This is a genomic window from Bacillus sp. PK3-037 (assembly GCF_054161355.1).
In genome coordinates this window covers 3,986,358-4,008,260 of record NZ_CP096408.1, presented here as the reverse complement: position 1 = coordinate 4,008,260, position 21,903 = coordinate 3,986,358, and the positions used below count along the sequence as shown (strand labels likewise).

The window sequence follows — 21,903 nt, the reverse complement described above, 5'->3', positions numbered from 1 at the left end:
GAGGTTCTAATAATGAGTGAGCACTATTATTCAGAAAAACCTTCAGTAAAAAGCAACAAACAAACATGGTCTTTTAGGCTTAGAAACAAGGAGTTTACGTTTACCAGCGACAGCGGTGTTTTTTCTAAAAAGGAAGTCGATTTTGGCTCGCGCCTGCTGGTCGAATCTTTTGAAGAGCCTGAAGTTGAGGGCAGCTTTCTAGATGTAGGCTGCGGCTATGGCCCGATTGGATTATCGCTGGCCAGCGACTTTAAAGACCGGACCATCCACATGATTGATGTTAATGAAAGAGCCGTAGAGTTATCAAATGAAAATGCAGAACAAAACGGAATAACAAACGTTGAGATTTACCAAAGCGATTTGTTTTCAAACGTTAACTCTGCTCAAACATTTGCTTCTATTCTTACAAATCCCCCAATCCGAGCCGGAAAAAAAGTTGTCCATGCTATCTTTGAGAAAAGCGCTGAACACTTAAAAGCTTCAGGTGAATTGTGGATCGTCATACAGAAAAAACAAGGTGCGCCTTCTGCCATTGAAAAGCTTGAGGAACTGTTCGAAGAAGTTTCTGTTGTTCAAAAAAAGAAAGGCTATTATATCATAAAAGCAAAAAAAGTTTGACTCGGTATTTTGGCTATGTTAATATTATAAAATGCCAATGTATATATTTAGATTGATATGATGAAATGTCAATATCTATGTATAAATTATACAAGTATGGAAATGCTAATAAAATCGGTATTTGTTTTTGGATGTGGTTTTCTTAATTAGAAACCCTTTTTTCTTTTGTCTTGTAAAAGTGTTTTCTTTCTTACTTTGGAAGAAATGCTTATTACACATATAATACGCATGATTTGAGGGGTGAATCAGTTGACAGGTCAACTAGTTCAGTATGGACGACACCGCCAGCGCAGAAGCTATGCTCGCATTAGCGAAGTGTTAGAATTACCAAATCTCATTGAAATTCAAACCTCTTCTTATCAGTGGTTTCTTGATGAGGGTCTTAGAGAGATGTTTCAAGACATATCACCAATTGAGGATTTCACTGGTAACCTCTCTCTTGAGTTCATTGATTACAGTTTAGGGGAGCCTAAATATCCGGTAGAGGAATCAAAAGAACGTGATGTGACTTACTCAGCTCCGCTAAGAGTGAAGGTTCGTTTAATTAACAAAGAAACTGGAGAGGTAAAAGACCAAGATGTCTTCATGGGGGATTTCCCTATTATGACAGATACAGGTACTTTTATCATTAACGGTGCGGAACGCGTTATCGTTTCCCAGCTTGTTCGGTCTCCAAGTGTATATTTCAGTGGTAAAGTAGACAAAAACGGTAAAAAAGGTTTTACCGCAACTGTCATTCCAAACCGTGGCGCATGGTTAGAATACGAAACTGATGCGAAAGATGTTGTTTATGTACGCATTGATCGCACACGTAAGTTGCCGGTTACGGTTCTTTTGCGTGCTCTCGGCTTCGGCTCTGATCAAGAGATTCTTGATCTTGTAGGAGAAAACGAATACCTGCGAAATACGCTTGATAAAGATAACACAGAAAACAGCGATAAAGCGCTGCTCGAAATCTACGAGCGCCTCCGTCCTGGAGAGCCGCCTACAGTGGAAAATGCGAAAAGCTTGCTTGATTCTCGTTTCTTTGACCCGAAACGATACGATCTTGCCAATGTAGGACGCTATAAAATTAATAAAAAGCTTCATATTAAAAATCGCCTCTTTAATCAGAGACTTGCTGAAACGCTTGTTGATCCTGAAACAGGAGAAATCCTGGCTGAAAAAGGTCAGATTCTTGATAGAAGAACTCTTGATAAAGTACTGCCATACTTAGAAAACGGAATCGGTTTCAGAAAGCTGTATCCGAACGGCGGTGTTGTTGAGGATGAAGTAACGCTTCAATCCATTAAAATCTTTGCTCCTACTGATCAAGAAGGAGAACAGGTTATTAATGTCATCGGCAATGCTTACGTTGAAGAAGAGATTAAAAACATTACACCTGCTGATATTATTTCTTCTATCAGCTACTTCTTCAACTTGCTGCACGGAGTAGGCGACACAGATGATATTGACCATCTTGGAAACCGCCGTTTACGTTCTGTAGGTGAACTTCTCCAGAACCAATTCCGTATCGGTTTAAGCCGTATGGAGCGTGTGGTTCGTGAGAGAATGTCAATTCAAGATACGAATACAATTACACCTCAGCAGCTGATCAATATTCGTCCTGTTATTGCGTCCATTAAAGAGTTCTTTGGAAGCTCTCAGCTTTCTCAATTCATGGACCAGACGAACCCGCTTGCTGAATTAACACATAAGCGCCGTCTGTCGGCTCTAGGACCGGGCGGATTGACACGTGAGCGTGCCGGAATGGAAGTGCGTGACGTTCACTACTCCCACTATGGCCGTATGTGTCCGATTGAAACGCCAGAGGGACCGAACATCGGTTTGATCAACTCACTATCATCATATGCAAAAGTAAACCGTTTTGGCTTTATTGAAACGCCATATCGCCGCGTTGATCCTGAAACAGGAAAAGTAACGCCAAGAATCGATTACTTAACTGCTGATGAAGAAGATAACTACGTTGTTGCTCAGGCAAATGCACGACTCGATGACGATGGTGCGTTTGTGGATGACAGCATTGTAGCCCGTTTCCGCGGAGAGAACACCGTTGTTCCTAGAAACCGTGTTGATTACATGGATGTATCGCCTAAGCAGGTAGTATCTGCTGCGACAGCATGTATTCCGTTCTTAGAAAACGATGACTCGAACCGTGCCCTAATGGGAGCGAACATGCAGCGTCAGGCTGTGCCTTTGATGCAGCCGGAAGCGCCATTTGTAGGAACTGGTATGGAATACGTATCAGGTAAAGACTCTGGTGCCGCTGTGATTTGTAAACACCCTGGTATCGTTGAACGTGTAGAAGCGAAAAACGTTTGGGTTCGCCGCTATGAAGAAGTAGACGGTCAAAAAGTAAAAGGAAACCTGGATAAATACAGCTTGCTGAAATTTGTCCGCTCTAACCAAGGTACTTGCTACAACCAGCGTCCGATCGTAAGTGTCGGCGATGAAGTGGTAAAAGGAGAAATCCTTGCTGACGGTCCTTCTATGGAGCTTGGTGAACTTGCGCTTGGCCGTAACGTAATGGTCGGCTTCATGACATGGGATGGCTACAACTATGAGGATGCCATCATCATGAGTGAACGTCTTGTGAAAGATGATGTTTATACATCTATTCACATTGAAGAATATGAATCAGAAGCACGTGATACGAAACTCGGGCCTGAAGAAATCACCCGCGATATTCCGAACGTCGGTGAAGATGCGCTTCGCAATCTTGATGACCGCGGAATTATCCGTATCGGGGCAGAAGTAAAAGACGGAGATCTTCTTGTTGGTAAAGTAACGCCTAAGGGTGTAACAGAACTTACTGCAGAAGAACGCCTTCTTCACGCCATCTTTGGCGAGAAAGCCCGCGAGGTTCGTGATACTTCTCTTCGTGTGCCTCACGGCGGCGGCGGAATTATTCACGATGTTAAAGTCTTCAACCGTGAGGACGGAGACGAACTTCCTCCAGGTGTAAACCAGTTAGTACGCGTATATATCGTTCAGAAACGTAAAATTTCTGAAGGGGATAAAATGGCCGGTCGTCACGGTAACAAAGGTGTTATCTCTAAGATTCTTCCTGAAGAGGATATGCCTTATCTTCCTGACGGCACACCAATTGATATCATGCTTAACCCGCTGGGCGTACCATCACGTATGAACATCGGGCAGGTATTAGAGCTTCACATGGGTATGGCCGCTCGTTACCTCGGCATCCACATTGCGTCACCGGTATTTGACGGAGCGCGTGAAGAGGATGTTTGGGAAACACTTGAAGAAGCCGGAATGTCTCGTGACGCTAAAACCGTTCTTTACGACGGACGTACCGGAGAGCCGTTTGATAACCGTGTATCTGTCGGTATCATGTACATGATTAAACTGGCTCACATGGTTGACGATAAACTTCATGCACGCTCTACAGGTCCTTACTCACTTGTTACGCAGCAGCCTCTTGGCGGTAAAGCTCAATTTGGCGGACAGCGTTTTGGTGAGATGGAGGTTTGGGCACTTGAAGCTTACGGTGCAGCTTACACTCTTCAAGAGATTTTGACTGTTAAGTCTGATGACGTGGTTGGACGTGTGAAAACATACGAAGCCATCGTTAAAGGCGACAACGTTCCTGAACCTGGTGTTCCGGAATCATTCAAAGTATTAATTAAAGAACTTCAAAGTTTAGGTATGGATGTGAAAATCCTTTCTAGCGATGAAGAAGAAATAGAAATGAGAGATTTAGAAGACGAAGAAGATGCAAAACAAGCTGACGGCCTGGCGTTATCAGGTGATGAAGAGCCGGAAGAAACAGCATCTGCAGACGTTGAACGCGATGTAGTAACAAAAGAATAATCTCTAGTTATAAAGGCAAGTGACATCGGTTAATCCGAAGATAAAAAGGGAGGTAGGCCCCTTGCTAGATGTGAACAATTTTGAGTATATGAACATCGGTCTTGCTTCACCGGATAAAATCCGTTCATGGTCTTTTGGTGAAGTGAAAAAGCCTGAAACGATAAACTATCGTACGTTAAAACCTGAAAAGGACGGTCTATTCTGCGAACGCATTTTCGGACCGACTAAGGACTGGGAATGTCATTGCGGGAAGTACAAGCGAGTTCGTTATAAAGGCGTAGTTTGTGACCGCTGCGGAGTTGAAGTAACACGGGCTAAAGTCCGTCGTGAGAGAATGGGGCACATTGAACTGGCTGCCCCAGTTTCCCACATTTGGTATTTCAAAGGTATCCCAAGCCGAATGGGTCTAGTGTTAGATATGTCGCCTCGTGCACTGGAAGAAGTTATTTACTTTGCTTCTTACGTTGTAACTGATCCGGCAAACACACCGCTTGAAAAGAAACAGCTTCTATCAGAAAAGGAATACCGTGCGTATCTTGATAAGTACGGTAATAAGTTCCAAGCATCTATGGGTGCGGAAGCGATTCATAAACTTCTTCAAGATATCGATCTTGTAAAAGAAGTTGATATGTTAAAAGAAGAGCTGAAAACATCTCAAGGACAGCGTCGTACTCGTGCGATCAAACGCCTTGAAGTTTTGGAAGCCTTCCGTAACTCAGGAAACAAGCCTTCTTGGATGATCCTTGATGTGCTTCCTGTTATTCCTCCTGAGCTCAGACCGATGGTTCAGCTTGATGGCGGACGTTTTGCGACTTCTGATTTAAACGACCTTTATCGTCGTGTCATCAACCGTAACAATCGTTTGAAGCGCCTTTTAGACCTTGGTGCGCCTAGCATTATCGTTCAAAACGAAAAGCGTATGCTTCAAGAGGCTGTCGATGCTTTAATTGACAACGGCCGTCGCGGACGCCCTGTAACAGGTCCTGGTAACAGACCATTAAAATCTCTTTCTCACATGCTGAAAGGGAAGCAAGGCCGTTTCCGTCAAAACCTTCTTGGTAAACGTGTCGATTACTCCGGACGTTCTGTAATCGTCGTTGGTCCTCATTTGAAAATGTACCAATGCGGATTACCGAAGGAAATGGCGCTCGAACTTTTCAAACCTTTCGTTATGAAAGAGCTTGTTGAAAAGGGTCTTGCTCACAACATTAAGAGTGCGAAACGTAAAATTGAGCGCGTACAGCCTGAAGTATGGGATGTACTAGAATCAGTTATCAAGGAGCACCCGGTCCTTCTGAACCGTGCCCCTACGCTTCACAGATTAGGTATCCAAGCGTTTGAACCGACACTTGTTGAAGGACGTGCAATCCGTCTTCACCCGCTCGTATGTACAGCTTATAACGCTGACTTTGACGGTGACCAAATGGCGGTTCACGTACCGTTATCTGCAGAAGCTCAAGCTGAAGCACGCATCTTGATGCTTGCCGCTCAAAACATCTTGAACCCTAAAGATGGTAAACCGGTTGTAACACCGTCTCAGGATATGGTACTGGGTAACTATTACCTGACTCTGGAGCGTGCTGGTGCTGTTGGTGAAGGTATGGTCTTCAAGAATACGGATGAAGCGCTTCTTGCTTATCAAAACGGATATGTTCACCTTCATACGAGAGTGGCTGTTGCAGCAAACTCCCTTAAGAACGTGACATTTACCGAAGAGCAGCGCTCAAAATTGTTAATTACAACTGTCGGTAAACTGGTCTTCAATGAAATTCTTCCAGAATCATTCCCTTACATGAATGAACCAACGAAGAGCAACATTGAAGAGAAAACACCTGACCGTTTCTTCTTAGAAAAAGGTGCCGATGTAAAAGCTGCCATCGCACAGCAGCCAATCAATGCACCATTTAAAAAAGGTATTCTGGGTAAAATCATCGCGGAAATCTTTAAACGATTCCACATTACGGAAACGTCTAAAATGCTTGACCGCATGAAAAACCTAGGTTTCAGATATTCAACAAAAGCTGGTATTACAGTTGGGGTTTCTGACATCGTCGTTCTCGATGATAAACAAGAAATTCTCGAAGAAGCACAAGGCAAAGTTGATAACGTTATGAAGCAGTTCCGCCGCGGTCTGATCACTGAAGAAGAACGCTATGAGAGAGTTATCTCTATCTGGAGTTCTGCAAAAGACGTGATCCAAGGCAAACTGATGAAATCACTTGATGAGCTCAACCCGATCTACATGATGAGTGACTCTGGTGCCCGTGGTAACGCGTCTAACTTTACTCAGCTTGCTGGAATGCGCGGCCTGATGGCCAACCCGGCTGGACGTATCATTGAGTTGCCGATCAAATCTAGTTTCCGTGAAGGTCTGACAGTATTGGAGTACTTTATCTCCACTCACGGTGCGCGTAAAGGTCTTGCCGATACCGCCCTTAAAACTGCTGACTCAGGTTACCTTACACGCCGTCTTGTTGACGTTGCACAGGATGTTATCATCCGCGAAACTGATTGCGGAACTGACCGAGGCATCCTTGCTCAACCGCTTAGAGAAGGCACTGAAATCATTGAGCGCTTAGAAGAACGCTTAATCGGCCGTTTTGCAAGAAAACAAGTGAAACACCCTGAAACAGGTGAAGTGCTTGTAAACGAAAACGAACTGATCGATGAAGATAAAGCGATTGAAATCGTTGAAGCCGGCATTGAGGAAGTGTGGATCCGTTCTGCCTTCACATGTAATACGCCTCATGGTGTATGTAAACGATGCTATGGCCGAAACCTTGCGACTGGTACCGATGTAGAAGTCGGAGAAGCAGTTGGAATCATCGCTGCCCAATCAATCGGTGAGCCTGGTACACAGTTAACAATGCGTACATTCCATACAGGCGGGGTTGCAGGAGACGATATCACACAGGGTCTTCCGCGTATCCAAGAGCTTTTCGAAGCGCGTAATCCAAAAGGTCAGGCAACAATTACCGAAATCGACGGTACAGTCGTTGAAATCAATGAAGTTCGCGACAAACAGCAGGAAATTGTGGTTCAAGGCGCAGTTGAAACACGCTCTTATACGGCACCATATAACTCCCGCTTAAAAGTAGCGGAAGGAGATAAAATTACTCGAGGCCAAGTGCTGACAGAAGGTTCAATCGATCCGAAAGAACTTCTTAAAGTGACTGACCTGACTACTGTTCAAGAGTATCTTCTTCACGAGGTTCAAAAGGTTTACCGTATGCAGGGTGTTGAAATCGGCGATAAACACGTAGAAGTAATGGTTCGCCAAATGCTTCGCAAAGTACGTGTGATTGATGCCGGTGAGACTGATGTGCTTCCTGGCTCATTACTTGATATTCACCAATTTACTGAAGCGAACAAAAAGGTATTGCTGGAAGGCAAACGTCCTGCTACAGGCCGTCCTGTCTTACTCGGTATTACCAAAGCTTCCCTTGAAACTGATTCATTCTTATCTGCTGCTTCCTTCCAGGAAACAACACGTGTCCTTACAGACGCAGCGATCAAAGGTAAGCGTGATGAACTTCTCGGCCTGAAAGAGAATGTTATCATCGGTAAGCTTGTTCCGGCTGGTACTGGAATGATGAAATACCGAAAAGTAAAACCTGTTTCAAATGTTCAGCCGACTGAGGACATGGTTCCGGTTGAATAGCTGATATCATGCTGCTGAGAGACTGCAAAACAGTCTTTCAGCAGTCATATATAAATAAAAAAGTCACTCTATGAGAAGATAGAAACTAAAAAATGTCATACCTTGTTGACATTCGTCTCCTAGAATGATAATATAACCAAGGTGCTCGAAATAAACCTGTTACTTTGGAGGATATGTTTATGTCTTATGATAAAGTATCACAGGCCAAATCAATTATTATTGGTACGAAGCAAACAGTGAAAGCTCTAAAACGAGGTTCAGTAAAGGAAGTAGTCGTTGCAAAAGACGCGGATCCTATTCTTACGTCAAGTGTGATAACACTTGCGAAAGATAATGGGGTTGCTGTCTCAATGGTTGAATCCATGAAAAAGCTCGGCAAAGCCTGCGGAATTGAAGTAGGAGCAGCAGCTGTTGCCATTATGTTATAACGTACTTCTTGTTTTTGCGTGAGATTTATTCTCGTGTAAAGACATTGTTTTTTGCCTATTGATGAACCACCTGGGTATGTGGGTTATAAAACGTAATGAAGGGAGGAACAAAACATGCCTACAATTAATCAGCTAATTCGCAAAGGACGCGTGAGTAAAGTAGAAAACTCAAAGTCTCCTGCACTTAACAAAGGATACAACAGCTTTAAAAAAGAGCACACTAATGTATCTTCTCCACAAAAACGCGGGGTATGTACTCGTGTTGGTACAATGACACCGAAAAAACCGAACTCAGCACTTCGTAAATATGCTCGTGTTCGTTTGACTAACGGAATTGAGGTTACTGCTTACATTCCTGGTATCGGTCACAACCTGCAAGAGCACAGTGTTGTACTTATCCGCGGCGGACGTGTAAAAGACTTACCAGGGGTACGTTACCACATCGTTCGTGGTGCGCTTGACACTGCTGGAGTTGAAAACCGTGCGCAAGGCCGTTCTAAATACGGTACTAAACGTCCTAAAGCAAAATAATAAACGTATAAACGTATAATTGATGAAGGGAGGATATTCAGATGCCACGTAAAGGTCCTGTAGCAAAAAGAGACGTTTTACCTGATCCGATTTACAACTCTAAGCTTGTATCTCGTCTAATCAACAAAATGATGATCGACGGTAAAAAAGGTAAGTCTCAAACAATCCTATACAAGTCATTCGATATCATTAAAGAACGTACTGGCAATGATGCAATGGAGGTTTTCGAACAAGCATTGAAAAACATCATGCCTGTACTTGAAGTAAAAGCACGCCGTGTAGGTGGTGCGAACTACCAAGTTCCTGTAGAAGTTCGTCCTGAACGTCGTACTACTCTTGGACTTCGCTGGTTAGTTAACTATGCTCGTCTTCGCGGAGAAAAAACGATGGAAGAGCGTTTAGCTAACGAAATCCTTGACGCAGCTAACAACACTGGTGCTGCTGTTAAGAAACGTGAAGATACTCATAAGATGGCTGAAGCAAACAAAGCATTTGCTCACTATCGTTGGTAGGATTTATATACTAAAAAACACAATTTCCCAATAAGGAAGGAGAAATTACCCAATGGCAAGAGAGTTCTCCTTAGACAAAACTCGTAATATCGGGATCATGGCTCACATTGATGCCGGTAAAACGACTACTACAGAACGTATCTTGTTCTATACTGGTCGTATCCACAAAATTGGCGAAACTCACGAAGGTGCTTCGCAAATGGACTGGATGGAGCAGGAACAAGAACGCGGTATCACAATCACTTCTGCAGCAACGACTGCACAGTGGAAAGGTTACCGTGTAAACATCATCGATACACCGGGACACGTAGACTTCACAGTTGAAGTTGAACGTTCACTCCGTGTACTTGATGGTGCGGTTGCCGTACTTGATGCTCAATCAGGTGTTGAGCCTCAGACAGAAACAGTATGGCGCCAAGCAACAACTTACGGAGTGCCGCGCGTTGTATTTGTCAACAAAATGGACAAAATCGGCGCAGACTTCCTTTACTCTGTAGGCACTTTAAGAGACCGTCTTCAAGCTAACGCTCACGCAATTCAATTGCCGATCGGCGCTGAAGACAACTTCGAAGGTATCATCGACTTAGTAGAAAACGTTGCTTATTTCTATGAAGATGACCTTGGAACTCGTTCAGATGCGAAAGAAATCCCTGAAGAGTACAAAGAGCAAGCTGAAGAGCTCCGCAGCAGCCTGATTGAAGCTGTAGCTGAGCTTGATGAAGAGCTTATGGAAAAGTACCTTGAAGGTGAAGAAATCACTATCCCTGAACTGAAAGCTGCTATCCGTAAAGGTACACTGAATGTTGAATTCTACCCTGTACTTGTTGGATCTGCTTTCAAAAACAAAGGTGTTCAGCTTGTACTTGATGCTGTTCTTGACTACCTTCCTGCGCCAACTGATGTTGCTGCAATCAAAGGTATCCGTCCTGACACAGATGAAGAGATCGTTCGTCATTCTTCTGATGAAGAGCCATTCTCTGCACTTGCATTTAAAGTTATGACTGACCCTTATGTCGGTAAGCTGACATTCTTCCGCGTATATTCCGGTACACTTGATTCTGGTTCATATGTAAAGAACTCTACAAAAGGCAAGCGTGAGCGCGTAGGACGTATCCTTCAAATGCACGCTAACAGCCGTGAAGAGATCTCTACTGTTTACGCTGGAGACATCGCAGCTGCTGTAGGTCTAAAAGATACTTCTACTGGAGATACTCTATGTGATGAGAAGGATCTTGTAATCCTTGAATCAATGGAATTCCCAGAGCCTGTTATCGACGTAGCGATTGAGCCTAAATCAAAAGCTGACCAAGATAAAATGGGTATCGCTTTAGCGAAACTCGCTGAAGAAGATCCTACATTCCGTACACAAACAAACCCTGAAACGGGTCAAACAATCATCTCTGGTATGGGTGAGCTTCACCTTGATATCATTGTTGATCGTATGAAGCGTGAGTTCAAAGTTGAAGCTAACGTTGGTGCTCCTCAAGTTGCGTACCGTGAGACATTCCGTACCGGTGCAAAAGTTGAAGGTAAATTCGTACGTCAGTCTGGTGGACGCGGTCAGTTCGGTCACGTTTGGATTGAATTCGAACCAAACGAAGAAGGCGCTGGCTTTGAATTCGAAAATGCGATTGTCGGTGGGGTTGTTCCTCGTGAATACATCCCAGCTGTTCAAGCAGGTCTAGAAGATTCACTTGAAAATGGTGTATTAGCTGGATTCCCGCTTATCGACATTAAAGCAAAACTTTTTGATGGATCTTACCATGATGTTGACTCAAACGAAATGGCGTTTAAAGTCGCTGCTTCTATGGCATTGAAAAATGCAGTCAGCAAATGTAACCCAGTTCTTCTTGAACCAATCATGAAAGTTGAAGTTGTTATTCCTGAAGAATACATGGGAGACATCATGGGTGATGTTACTTCTCGTCGCGGACGCGTAGAAGGTATGGAAGCTCGCGGTAACGCTCAAGTTGTGCGTGCGATGGTACCTCTTGCTGAAATGTTCGGTTACGCTACTGCCCTTCGTTCTAACACGCAAGGACGCGGTACGTTCACAATGTTCATGGATCACTACGAAGAAGTGCCGAAGAGCATTGCTGAAGAAATTATCAAAAAAAATAAAGGCGAATAATTGATTTTGCCTCTTAACTCAAGTATAACTACTATTGTAAGATGAGGAAGTGAAAGCTTTCTTTCACTTCCTATCACTCTATACATTACTAATTAAAAGCTCTTAAGGAGGATTTTAGAATGGCTAAAGAAAAATTCGACCGTTCCAAATCACATGCCAATATCGGTACAATTGGACACGTTGACCATGGTAAAACAACTTTAACTGCTGCTATCACAACAGTACTTCATAAGAAATCTGGTAAAGGTACAGCTATGGCGTACGATCAAATTGATGGTGCACCAGAAGAACGTGAGCGCGGTATCACAATCTCTACTGCACACGTTGAGTATGAAACTGAAACTCGTCACTATGCACACGTTGACTGCCCAGGACACGCTGACTATGTTAAAAACATGATCACTGGTGCTGCGCAAATGGACGGAGCTATCCTTGTAGTATCTGCTGCTGATGGCCCAATGCCACAAACTCGTGAGCACATCCTTCTTTCTAAAAACGTTGGTGTACCATACATCGTTGTATTCTTAAACAAATGCGACATGGTAGACGACGAAGAGCTTCTTGAACTAGTTGAAATGGAAGTTCGCGATCTTCTTAGCGAATACGACTTCCCTGGTGATGATGTACCAGTTATCAAAGGTTCTGCTCTTAAAGCTCTTGAAGGAGATGCTGATTACGAAGCTAAAATCTTCGAACTTATGGATGCAGTTGATGAGTACATCCCAACTCCAGAACGTGACACTGAAAAACCATTCATGATGCCAGTTGAGGACGTATTCTCAATCACTGGTCGTGGTACAGTTGCTACTGGACGTGTTGAGCGTGGACAAGTTAAAGTCGGTGACGAAGTTGAAATCATCGGTCTTCAAGAAGAAAACAGCAAAACAACTGTTACTGGTGTTGAAATGTTCCGTAAGCTTCTTGATTACGCTGAAGCTGGAGACAACATTGGAGCCCTTCTTCGCGGTGTAGCTCGTGAAGATATCCAACGTGGTCAAGTACTTGCTAAACCAGGTACAATCACTCCACACAGCAAATTCAAAGCTGAAGTTTACGTTCTTTCTAAAGAAGAGGGTGGACGTCATACTCCATTCTTCTCTAACTACCGTCCTCAGTTCTACTTCCGTACAACTGACGTAACTGGTATCATCCATCTTCCAGAAGGCGTAGAAATGGTTATGCCTGGAGACAACACTGAAATGAACGTTGAGCTTATCTCTACAATCGCTATCGAAGAAGGAACTCGTTTCTCTATTCGTGAAGGCGGACGTACTGTTGGTTCAGGCGTTGTTTCTACAATCACTGAGTAATAGTATATTGAAAACGAGACCCTTTGGGTCTCGTTTTTTTGTGTACTTTTTTGTTTGCTTGTATAATAAGGTTTATCTTATTTGAGGAGCTATGGGTTATGAGTGAAAACACATCAATTTCTTTCATGAAAAAACTGAGGATCGAAAATACGAAGCAAATGCTCATGATCAATGGAAATGATATAGCGAACCCATTGCTGCTTTTTTTACATGGTGGACCCGGCGCATCCCAAATCGGATTTATCAGGAGCTATCAAAAGGAGCTGGAACAGCACTTTACAGTTGTAAATTGGGATCAAAGGGGTTCAGGTCTTTCCTATACTAAACAGATTCCGCAGAGTTCAATGACAATCAGTCAAATCATTAAAGACGCTATTCAAGTTACTGAATGGCTTTTAGATCATTTCTCAAAAACAAAGGTGTACCTTGCAGGACACTCTTGGGGTTCACTGCTGGCTCTTCATGTACTGCAAGAAAGGCCGGATCTTTTTCACGCTTATTATGGGATCAGTCAGGTCACTAATACTCAGCTAGAAGAAAAAACGGCCTATCATTCTCTGTGCAAGACAAATCGCTTTCTTTCATTAGCCTTAGACTTACTCGGCCCTCCACCTTGGAAAAAGAAAACTCAGCACTTCATCTTTCGAGTCTGTATTGAACTGAGCAGGGGAGGATTCACTCATCATCGCCGGCACATTCTTACAGTATTGTGTCAGTTGCTTGCTGGAAATGAGTATGGAATGAAAAACATCTCTCGTTTCATCAGAGGACAGCGTTTCAGCGCAAAGTATTTAACTGATGATTTATTTCGTTTTGATGCATTTAAATCAGTTTCTTCTATTAAAGTACCGAGCTTTTTTATTTCGGGGAGACATGATTTGATCGTTCCTGCTGAAACATCGAAACAGTATTATCTGTTTGTGGATGCTCCTGAAAAGCGCTGGCATTATTTTAAAAACTCCGCCCACACGCCGCATATCGAGGAGCCATCATTATTTGCCGATACTCTGAGTAAACACGCAGTGTACCACTTATGATAGAAGAAAATTCCCTTATTCACTCGCTTCTTGATAAATAAGAAAAACACCTGTATAATACTAAAAGTGTGCAAATCATGCATATTCTAAATAAGTCTTGCAACATACGTCTATTTTCTGTATAATGGTGTATGTTGGTCTTTGACTGCGATGAAGTGAGAGGTTGCTGACACACCCGGCCGCTTTGCCATGGCAAGGTGTTCAGGTTTTTCTCACGGAGAACTGTCTAACGTGAAGTAGGCGAAAAGGAGGGAAAATAATGGCAAAACAAAAAATTCGTATTCGTTTGAAAGCATATGATCATAGAATCCTTGATCAATCTGCAGAGAAGATTGTTGAAACGGCAAAACGTTCTGGTGCCAGCGTATCTGGTCCGATTCCGTTGCCAACTGAAAAATCAGTTTACACAATCCTTCGTGCGGTGCACAAATACAAAGATTCTCGTGAGCAATTTGAAATGCGTACACATAAACGTTTAATCGACATTGTGAACCCAACACCACAAACTGTTGATGCGCTCATGCGATTAGACTTACCATCTGGTGTCGATATCGAAATTAAACTTTAATTCTAAAATATAGAATGATCTTAATAGGAGGTGTGACGAATGACCAAAGGAATCTTAGGAAGAAAAATTGGTATGACGCAAGTATTCGCAGAAAACGGTGATCTTATTCCGGTAACTGTTATTGAAGCTGCTCCGAACGTTGTTCTCCAAAAGAAAACAGCTGAAAACGACGGCTACGAAGCAATCCAGCTTGGTTTTGACGACAAGCGCGAAAAGCTTTCTAACAAACCTGAACAAGGACACGTTGCTAAAGCGGAAACTGCTCCTAAGCGCTTCGTAAAAGAATTACGCGGAGTGGAAATGGATGCGTATGAAGTTGGTCAGGAAGTCAAGGTTGAAATTTTCTCTGCTGGAGAAATCGTAGATGTAACAGGAGTATCTAAAGGTAAAGGCTTCCAAGGTGCGATCAAGCGCCACGGACAATCTCGCGGACCTATGTCTCACGGTTCACGCTACCACCGTCGTCCTGGTTCAATGGGACCTGTAGATCCTAACCGTGTATTCAAAGGTAAATTATTACCTGGACGTATGGGCGGAGAGCAGATCACTGTTCAAAACCTTGAAGTCGTAAAAGTTGATGCGGAACGCAATCTTCTTTTGATCAAAGGTAACGTACCTGGTGCGAGAAAATCTTTAATCACTGTTAAAAGTGCTGTTAAATCTAAATAACTCTCTTAGGAAAGGAGGAAATTGATCATGCCAAAAGTAGCATTATACAACCAAAACGGTTCTACTGCTGGTGACATCGAATTAAACGCTTCTGTATTTGGAATTGAGCCAAATGAAAGTGTTGTATTCGACGCTATTCTTATGCAAAGAGCTTCCTTACGTCAAGGATCTCATAAAGTAAAAAATCGTTCTGAAGTACGCGGCGGAGGTCGTAAACCATGGCGTCAAAAAGGTACTGGACGTGCCCGTCAAGGTTCTATCCGTTCACCGCAATGGCGCGGAGGTGGTGTCGTATTCGGCCCAACACCACGCAGCTATTCTTATAAATTACCTAAAAAAGTTCGCCGCTTGGCAATCAAATCAGTATTGTCTTCTAAAGTGAACGACAACAACATCATCGTTCTTGAAGATCTTACTCTTGATACGGCTAAAACAAAAGAAATGGCAGCTATCCTTAAAGGATTATCTGTTGAGAAAAAAGCTTTAATCGTAACTGCAGATGCTAACGAAGCAGTAGCTTTATCTGCTCGCAACATTCCTGGAGTTACTGTAGTTGAAGCTAACGGAATCAACGTTTTAGACGTTGTCAACCACGAGAAGCTTCTGATTACAAAAGCAGCGGTTGAAAAAGTAGAGGAGGTGCTTGCATAATGAAAGATCCTCGTGATGTTCTAAAGCGCCCCGTCATTACTGAACGTTCTGCTGATTTAATGGCTGAAAAGAAATATACTTTTGAAGTTGATGTAAGAGCTAACAAAACAGAAGTGAAAGACGCGGTTGAAAGCATCTTTGGAGTGAAAGTTGACAAAGTCAACATCATGAACTACAAAGGTAAATCAAAACGTGTCGGACGCTACACTGGTATGACTAGCCGTCGCAGAAAAGCGATCGTAAAACTTACTGCAGACAGCAAAGAAATCGAAATTTTTGAAGCTTAATTATCTGTAAAAAGAAGGAGGGAAATTCAAAATGGCGATTAAAAAGTATAAACCGACCTCTAATGGACGTCGTGGCATGACAACTTCAGATTTTGCTGAAATCACGACTGACAAGCCGGAAAAATCCTTGCTTGCTCCCCTTCACAAAAAAGGCGGACGTAACAACCAAGGTAAATTGACTGTACGTCACCAAGGTGGCGGACATAAACGCCAATACCGTGTTATCGACTTCAAACGCGATAAAGATGGTATACCTGGACGCGTTGCTACAGTTGAATACGATCCAAACCGTTCAGCTAACATCGCTCTAATCAACTATGCAGACGGAGAAAAACGTTACATTCTTGCTCCAAAAGGAATTCAAGTGGGTACTGAAATCATGTCAGGTCCAGAAGCTGACATCAAAGTAGGTAATGCACTTCCACTTATCAACATCCCTGTTGGTACAGTTGTGCATAACATTGAATTAAAACCTGGCAAAGGCGGACAGCTTGTACGTTCAGCTGGTACATCTGCTCAGGTTCTTGGTAAAGAAGGTAAATACGTTCTTGTACGTCTTAACTCTGGAGAAGTTCGCATGATTCTTTCTGCTTGCCGTGCTTCTATCGGTCAAGTAGGTAACGAACAGCACGAACTTATCAACATTGGTAAAGCTGGACGTTCTCGCTGGAAAGGCATCCGTCCAACAGTTCGTGGTTCTGTAATGAACCCTAACGATCACCCACACGGTGGTGGTGAAGGACGTGCGCCAATCGGACGTAAATCACCAATGTCTCCATGGGGCAAACCAACTCTTGGATTCAAGACACGTAAGAAAAAGAACAAATCTGATAAATTTATCGTACGTCGTCGCAAAAATAAATAACGGGGTTGTCTACGGTTCATTTCGGACCGTAGTGCAATCACGAAGGGAGGTTCCAAAATGGCTCGCAGCTTGAAAAAAGGACCATTTGTCGATGGACACTTGATGACAAAAATCGAGAAATTAAATGAAACAGACAAGAAACAAGTCGTAAAAACTTGGTCTCGTCGTTCTACTATTTTCCCACAGTTTATTGGTCACACAATCGCAGTCTATGACGGACGTAAACACGTGCCTGTATTCATCTCTGAAGATATGGTAGGGCATAAGTTGGGTGAATTCGCTCCAACTCGTACGTACAAAGGCCATGCTAGTGATGACAAAAAAACAAGACGCTAAGAGAGGAGGCTTTTAAATGCAAGCTAAAGCTGTTGCAAGAACAGTCCGTATTGCTCCTCGTAAAGCACGTCTAGTAATGGACCTGATTCGAGGCAAGCAAGTAGGTGAAGCAGTGTCAATCTTGAACCTAACACCGAGAGCTGCTTCTCCAATTATCGAGAAAGTATTAAAATCCGCTATTGCAAATGCTGAGCATAACTATGAAATGGACGCTAACAACTTGGTTATTTCTCAAGCATTCGTTGACGAAGGCCCTACGTTAAAAAGATTCCGCCCACGTGCTATGGGACGTGCGAGCCAAATCAACAAACGTACGAGCCACATTACAATCGTTGTATCAGAAAAGAAGGAGGGATAAGTAGTGGGTCAAAAGGTAAATCCAGTCGGTCTTCGTATCGGAGTCATTCGTGATTGGGAATCTAAGTGGTACGCTGGTAAAGATTACGCTGACTTCCTGCACGAAGATTTAAGAATTCGTGAATACATTAGCAAACGACTTTCTGACGCTTCTGTTTCTAAAGTTGAAATCGAACGCGCAGCAAATCGTGTTAACATTACGATCCACACAGCTAAGCCTGGTATGGTTATCGGTAAAGGCGGTTCTGAAGTTGAAGCACTTCGTAAAGCCCTTAACAGCCTTACTGGCAAGCGTGTACACATTAACATTCTTGAAATCAAAAGAGCAGATCTTGATGCACAGCTAGTTGCTGACAACATCGCTCGTCAATTAGAAAACCGTGTTTCTTTCCGCCGTGCGCAGAAACAACAAATTCAACGCACAATGCGTGCTGGAGCACAAGGTGTGAAAACAATGGTTTCTGGTCGTCTTGGCGGTGCGGATATCGCTCGTTCTGAATACTACAGTGAAGGAACTGTTCCATTGCACACATTACGTGCGGACATTGACTATGCAACATCTGAAGCTGACACTACTTACGGTAAGCTTGGTGTAAAAGTCTGGATCTATCGTGGAGAGGTTCTTCCTACTAAGAAGAAAACTGAGGAAGGAGGAAAATAATATGTTATTACCTAAACGCGTTAAATATCGCAGAGAGCATCGCGGAAAAATGCGTGGCCGTGCGAAAGGCGGTACTGAAGTACATTTCGGTGAGTTCGGTATCCAAGCTCTAGAAGCTTCTTGGATCACTAACCGTCAAATCGAAGCTGCCCGTATTGCGATGACTCGTTACATGAAACGTGGCGGTAAAGTTTGGATCAAAATTTTCCCTTCTAAACCTTACACTGCTAAACCACTTGAGGTACGTATGGGATCCGGTAAAGGGGCTCCAGAAGGTTGGGTAGCTGTTGTAAAACCGGGCAAAGTTTTATTTGAAATTTCTGGTGTGTCTGAAGAGGTTGCTCGTGAAGCACTTCGTCTTGCATCTCACAAATTGCCAATTAAAACGAAGTTCGTAAAACGTGAAGAAATTGGTGGTGAATCAAATGAAAGCTAATGAAATTCGTGACCTTACCACTGCTGAAATTGAACAAAAAGTAAAGTCTCTTAAAGAAGAACTTTTCAATCTTCGCTTTCAATTAGCGACAGGACAACTTGAAAATACTGCTCGCATTCGTGAAGTGCGCAAAGCTATCGCGCGCATGAAAACTGTGATTCGTGAAAGAGAAATTGCTGCTAATAAATAATCACTGAGGGGAGGTCGTGAGCATGAGCGAACGTAACCAACGCAAAGTTTACCAAGGCCGTGTTGTTTCTGACAAAATGGATAAAACCATCACTGTTGTTGTTGAAACATACAAGAAACATTCACTTTACGGTAAACGCGTAAAATACTCAAAGAAATTCAAAGCACATGATGAAAATAATCAAGCGAAAATCGGTGACATCGTAAAGATCATGGAAACTCGTCCATTGTCTGCAACTAAGCGTTTCCGTCTAGTTGAAGTTGTCGAAGAAGCTGTTATTATCTAATAAAGTTCGGAATTCTTTTTTCCGAAGGGAGGTAACAAATAATGATTCAACAAGAGACTCGTTTAAAAGTAGCTGACAACTCTGGCGCACGTGAAGTACTTACTATTAAAGTTCTTGGTGGTTCTGGTCGTAAAACAGCTAACATTGGTGATGTAATTGTTTGCACGGTTAAACAAGCAACACCAGGAGGCGTTGTCAAAAAAGGTGAAGTCGTAAAAGCTGTTATCGTTCGCACTAAAAGCGGAGCGCGCAGAAGTGACGGTTCATACATCAGCTTCGATGAGAATGCATGTGTTATCATCCGTGACGACAAGAGCCCGCGTGGAACTCGTATCTTCGGACCAGTTGCTCGTGAATTGCGTGAAAACAACTTTATGAAAATTGTTTCTCTAGCTCCAGAAGTTATCTAATGAAATAAATGCCTTATTCAAGGAGGTGCGATCAGGATGCATGTAAAAAAAGGCGATAAAGTTATGGTTATCTCTGGTAAAGATAAAGGCAAACAAGGAACAATCCTTGCTGCTTTCCCTAAAAAGGACCGCGTTTTAGTTGAAGGTGTTAACATGGTAAAGAAACACTCTAAACCAACTCAAGCTAACCCTCAAGGCGGTATTTCTAATCAAGAGGCGCCAATTCATGTATCAAACGTTATGCCGCTCGATCCTAAAACAGGTGAAGTGACTCGCGTAGGATACAAAGTGGAAGATGGCAAAAAAGTTCGTGTAGCAAAAAAATCTGGGCAAGTTCTAGATAAATAGTATTAAAGGAAGGGAGGTCTATCTCATGAACCGCCTTAAAGAAAAGTACAATAAAGAAATTGCACCTGCTTTAATGACTAAGTTCAACTATGACTCAGTTATGCAAGTGCCTAAAATTGAAAAAATCGTAATCAACATGGGTGTTGGTGACGCTGTTCAAAACGCAAAAGCAATCGACAGTGCTGTTGAAGAATTAACGTTTATCGCAGGTCAAAAACCTGTCGTTACTCGTGCGAAGAAATCAATTGCTGGATTCCGTCTTCGTGAAGGAATGCCTATCGGTGCGAAAGTAACTCTTCGCGGAGAGCGCATGTATGATTTCCTTGATAAACTTATTTCTGTATCTTTACCGCGTGTACGTGACTTCCGCGGGGTTTCTAAAAAATCTTTCGACGGTCGCGGTAACTACACACTTGGTATCAAAGAACAGTTAATCTTCCCTGAAATTGACTACGATAAAGTAACAAAGGTTCGCGGAATGGACATCGTTATTGTAACGACTGCTAATTCTGATGAAGAGGCTCGTGAGCTATTAACTCAAGTAGGTATGCCGTTCCAGAAATAATCAATGAAAGGGAGGCGAAATCGTGGCTAAGAAGTCAATGATTGCGAAACAACAACGTACACCAAAGTTTAAAGTACAAGAGTACACTCGCTGTGAACGCTGCGGACGTCCGCATTCAGTCATTCGTAAATTTAAACTTTGCCGTATTTGTTTCCGTGAGCTTGCATATAAAGGACAAATTCCTGGCGTGAAAAAAGCCAGCTGGTAATCCCCAAGAAAGGGAAGGAGGTAATTATATAATGGTTATGACAGATCCAATTGCAGATATGCTGACTCGTATTCGTAATGCAAACATGGTACGTCATGAGAAGCTTGAAATTCCTGCTTCTAAATTGAAAAGAGAAATTGCTGAAATTTTAAAGCGTGAAGGTTTCATTCGTGACGTTGAGTTCGTAGAAGACAGTAAACAAGGTATCATCCGCGTTTTCTTGAAATACGGACAAAATAACGAGCGCGTAATCACTGGTCTTAAAAGAATCAGCAAACCTGGTTTGCGTGTTTATGCTAAATCTAATGAAGTACCGCGTGTACTTAACGGTCTAGGAATCGCAATTCTTTCTACATCACATGGCGTTTTAACGGACAAAGAAGCCCGTGCGAAACAAGCTGGTGGAGAAGTATTAGCATACGTTTGGTAAAAAGTTTAACATGAATGGAGGTGTTTGGTATGTCTCGTGTAGGTAAGAAGCTACTTGAGATTCCTTCTGATGTTACAGTAACGTTAAACGATAACAATACTGTAGCTGTGAAAGGACCAAAAGGAGAATTAACTCGTACGTTTCACCCTGATATGGAGATTAAAATAGAGGACAATGTGCTTACAGTCGCTCGTCCTTCTGATCAAAAAGAGCACCGTGCCCTGCATGGTACGACTCGCAGTCTGCTTGGCAACATGGTGGAAGGCGTATCTAAAGGATTTGAAAGAGGTTTGGAATTAGTCGGTGTCGGTTACCGTGCGTCTAAATCCGGAAATAAACTTGTTTTAAACGTTGGATACTCTCACCCTGTTGAGATCGTCCCTGAAGAAGGCATCGATATCGAAGTTCCTTCTCAAACTAAAGTAGTCGTTAAAGGTACAGACAAAGAACGTGTAGGAGCTATTGCTGCTAACATTCGCGCTGTCCGTTCTCCAGAGCCTTACAAAGGTAAAGGAATCCGCTACGAAGGTGAAGTTGTTCGCCGTAAAGAAGGTAAATCTGCTAAGTAAGATCGCTT

At 42.9% G+C, this 21,903-nt stretch carries 26 protein-coding genes; all 26 read left to right on the top strand.

The window, feature by feature from the left end; genetic code table 11:
- Positions 1-12 precede the first annotated feature (12 nt).
- The 26 genes from M1D69_RS20605 (at position 13) to rplF (ending at position 21,895) form a co-directional block, all read left to right on the top strand.
- The gene (locus M1D69_RS20605; RefSeq protein ID WP_458105030.1) at positions 13-618 is read left to right on the top strand and encodes a class I SAM-dependent methyltransferase; all 606 of its coding nucleotides are present in this window, start codon (positions 13-15) and stop codon (positions 616-618) included.
- Between the two features lie 249 nt (positions 619-867).
- On the top strand, positions 868-4,449 hold the full coding sequence (gene rpoB, locus M1D69_RS20600) for a DNA-directed RNA polymerase subunit beta (protein ID WP_458105031.1): 3,582 nt from the start codon (positions 868-870) through the stop codon (positions 4,447-4,449).
- A 61-nt stretch (positions 4,450-4,510) separates the two neighbouring features.
- Entirely contained in the window at positions 4,511-8,110 is a 3,600-nt protein-coding gene (rpoC, locus tag M1D69_RS20595) for a DNA-directed RNA polymerase subunit beta' (RefSeq protein WP_044153421.1), read from the top strand.
- A 179-nt stretch (positions 8,111-8,289) separates the two neighbouring features.
- Entirely contained in the window at positions 8,290-8,538 is a 249-nt protein-coding gene (locus tag M1D69_RS20590) for a 50S ribosomal protein L7ae-like protein (RefSeq protein ID WP_268544677.1), read from the top strand.
- Positions 8,539-8,652: 114 nt separating this feature from the next.
- A complete protein-coding gene (gene rpsL, locus M1D69_RS20585) occupies positions 8,653-9,069 on the top strand; it encodes a 30S ribosomal protein S12 (RefSeq protein WP_003156445.1) in 417 nt (138 codons plus the stop codon).
- Positions 9,070-9,110: 41 nt separating this feature from the next.
- Positions 9,111-9,581: a 30S ribosomal protein S7 gene (gene rpsG, locus M1D69_RS20580; RefSeq protein WP_003225784.1), complete on the top strand. Its 471-nt coding sequence runs from the start codon at positions 9,111-9,113 to the stop codon at positions 9,579-9,581.
- A 52-nt stretch (positions 9,582-9,633) separates the two neighbouring features.
- Complete coding sequence (fusA, locus tag M1D69_RS20575; protein ID WP_458110419.1) at positions 9,634-11,712, top strand: elongation factor G; 2,079 nt, start codon at positions 9,634-9,636, stop codon at positions 11,710-11,712.
- A gap of 119 nt (positions 11,713-11,831) precedes the next feature.
- The gene (gene tuf / locus M1D69_RS20570) at positions 11,832-13,022 is read left to right on the top strand and encodes an elongation factor Tu (RefSeq protein ID WP_458105033.1); all 1,191 of its coding nucleotides are present in this window, start codon (positions 11,832-11,834) and stop codon (positions 13,020-13,022) included.
- A 98-nt stretch (positions 13,023-13,120) separates the two neighbouring features.
- Positions 13,121-14,059: an alpha/beta fold hydrolase gene (locus M1D69_RS20565; RefSeq protein WP_458105034.1), complete on the top strand. Its 939-nt coding sequence runs from the start codon at positions 13,121-13,123 to the stop codon at positions 14,057-14,059.
- Positions 14,060-14,318: 259 nt separating this feature from the next.
- Complete coding sequence (rpsJ, locus tag M1D69_RS20560) at positions 14,319-14,627, top strand: 30S ribosomal protein S10 (RefSeq protein WP_003156464.1); 309 nt, start codon at positions 14,319-14,321, stop codon at positions 14,625-14,627.
- A 39-nt stretch (positions 14,628-14,666) separates the two neighbouring features.
- On the top strand, positions 14,667-15,296 hold the full coding sequence (gene rplC, locus M1D69_RS20555) for a 50S ribosomal protein L3 (protein ID WP_059291697.1): 630 nt from the start codon (positions 14,667-14,669) through the stop codon (positions 15,294-15,296).
- Between the two features lie 27 nt (positions 15,297-15,323).
- Positions 15,324-15,947, top strand: a complete 624-nt coding sequence (gene rplD, locus M1D69_RS20550) for a 50S ribosomal protein L4 (RefSeq protein WP_003242004.1) — start codon at positions 15,324-15,326, stop codon at positions 15,945-15,947.
- A complete protein-coding gene (gene rplW / locus M1D69_RS20545) occupies positions 15,947-16,234 on the top strand; it encodes a 50S ribosomal protein L23 (RefSeq protein WP_003225793.1) in 288 nt (95 codons plus the stop codon). The genes rplD and rplW overlap by 1 nt, the downstream gene beginning before the upstream one ends.
- 31 nt (positions 16,235-16,265) lie before the next feature.
- Entirely contained in the window at positions 16,266-17,099 is an 834-nt protein-coding gene (gene rplB / locus M1D69_RS20540; RefSeq protein WP_003225795.1) for a 50S ribosomal protein L2, read from the top strand.
- Between the two features lie 57 nt (positions 17,100-17,156).
- On the top strand, positions 17,157-17,435 hold the full coding sequence (gene rpsS / locus M1D69_RS20535; RefSeq protein ID WP_003156472.1) for a 30S ribosomal protein S19: 279 nt from the start codon (positions 17,157-17,159) through the stop codon (positions 17,433-17,435).
- Positions 17,436-17,451: 16 nt separating this feature from the next.
- A complete protein-coding gene (rplV, locus tag M1D69_RS20530) occupies positions 17,452-17,793 on the top strand; it encodes a 50S ribosomal protein L22 (RefSeq protein WP_003156475.1) in 342 nt (113 codons plus the stop codon).
- 3 nt (positions 17,794-17,796) lie between these two features.
- Positions 17,797-18,453, top strand: a complete 657-nt coding sequence (gene rpsC, locus M1D69_RS20525; protein ID WP_010332773.1) for a 30S ribosomal protein S3 — start codon at positions 17,797-17,799, stop codon at positions 18,451-18,453.
- A 1-nt stretch (position 18,454) separates the two neighbouring features.
- Positions 18,455-18,889 carry a 50S ribosomal protein L16 gene (gene rplP, locus M1D69_RS20520; protein WP_003225801.1) on the top strand — a complete coding sequence of 145 codons (435 nt, stop codon included), beginning with the start codon at positions 18,455-18,457 and terminating at the stop codon, positions 18,887-18,889.
- Positions 18,879-19,079 carry a 50S ribosomal protein L29 gene (gene rpmC, locus M1D69_RS20515; RefSeq protein ID WP_003156482.1) on the top strand — a complete coding sequence of 67 codons (201 nt, stop codon included), beginning with the start codon at positions 18,879-18,881 and terminating at the stop codon, positions 19,077-19,079. Before rplP ends, rpmC begins: the two co-directional genes overlap by 11 nt.
- Positions 19,080-19,101: 22 nt before the next feature.
- On the top strand, positions 19,102-19,365 hold the full coding sequence (rpsQ, locus tag M1D69_RS20510; RefSeq protein WP_003178345.1) for a 30S ribosomal protein S17: 264 nt from the start codon (positions 19,102-19,104) through the stop codon (positions 19,363-19,365).
- Between the two features lie 41 nt (positions 19,366-19,406).
- Positions 19,407-19,775 carry a 50S ribosomal protein L14 gene (gene rplN / locus M1D69_RS20505; protein ID WP_003225805.1) on the top strand — a complete coding sequence of 123 codons (369 nt, stop codon included), beginning with the start codon at positions 19,407-19,409 and terminating at the stop codon, positions 19,773-19,775.
- 36 nt (positions 19,776-19,811) lie between these two features.
- A complete protein-coding gene (gene rplX / locus M1D69_RS20500; RefSeq protein WP_003156486.1) occupies positions 19,812-20,123 on the top strand; it encodes a 50S ribosomal protein L24 in 312 nt (103 codons plus the stop codon).
- Between the two features lie 25 nt (positions 20,124-20,148).
- Positions 20,149-20,688: a 50S ribosomal protein L5 gene (gene rplE / locus M1D69_RS20495; protein WP_044153413.1), complete on the top strand. Its 540-nt coding sequence runs from the start codon at positions 20,149-20,151 to the stop codon at positions 20,686-20,688.
- Between the two features lie 22 nt (positions 20,689-20,710).
- Positions 20,711-20,896, top strand: a complete 186-nt coding sequence (rpsN, locus tag M1D69_RS20490) for a 30S ribosomal protein S14 (RefSeq protein ID WP_003156488.1) — start codon at positions 20,711-20,713, stop codon at positions 20,894-20,896.
- Positions 20,897-20,927: 31 nt separating this feature from the next.
- Complete coding sequence (rpsH, locus tag M1D69_RS20485) at positions 20,928-21,326, top strand: 30S ribosomal protein S8 (RefSeq protein ID WP_010332776.1); 399 nt, start codon at positions 20,928-20,930, stop codon at positions 21,324-21,326.
- A gap of 29 nt (positions 21,327-21,355) precedes the next feature.
- The gene (gene rplF / locus M1D69_RS20480; RefSeq protein WP_010332777.1) at positions 21,356-21,895 is read left to right on the top strand and encodes a 50S ribosomal protein L6; all 540 of its coding nucleotides are present in this window, start codon (positions 21,356-21,358) and stop codon (positions 21,893-21,895) included.
- Positions 21,896-21,903 lie beyond the last annotated feature (8 nt).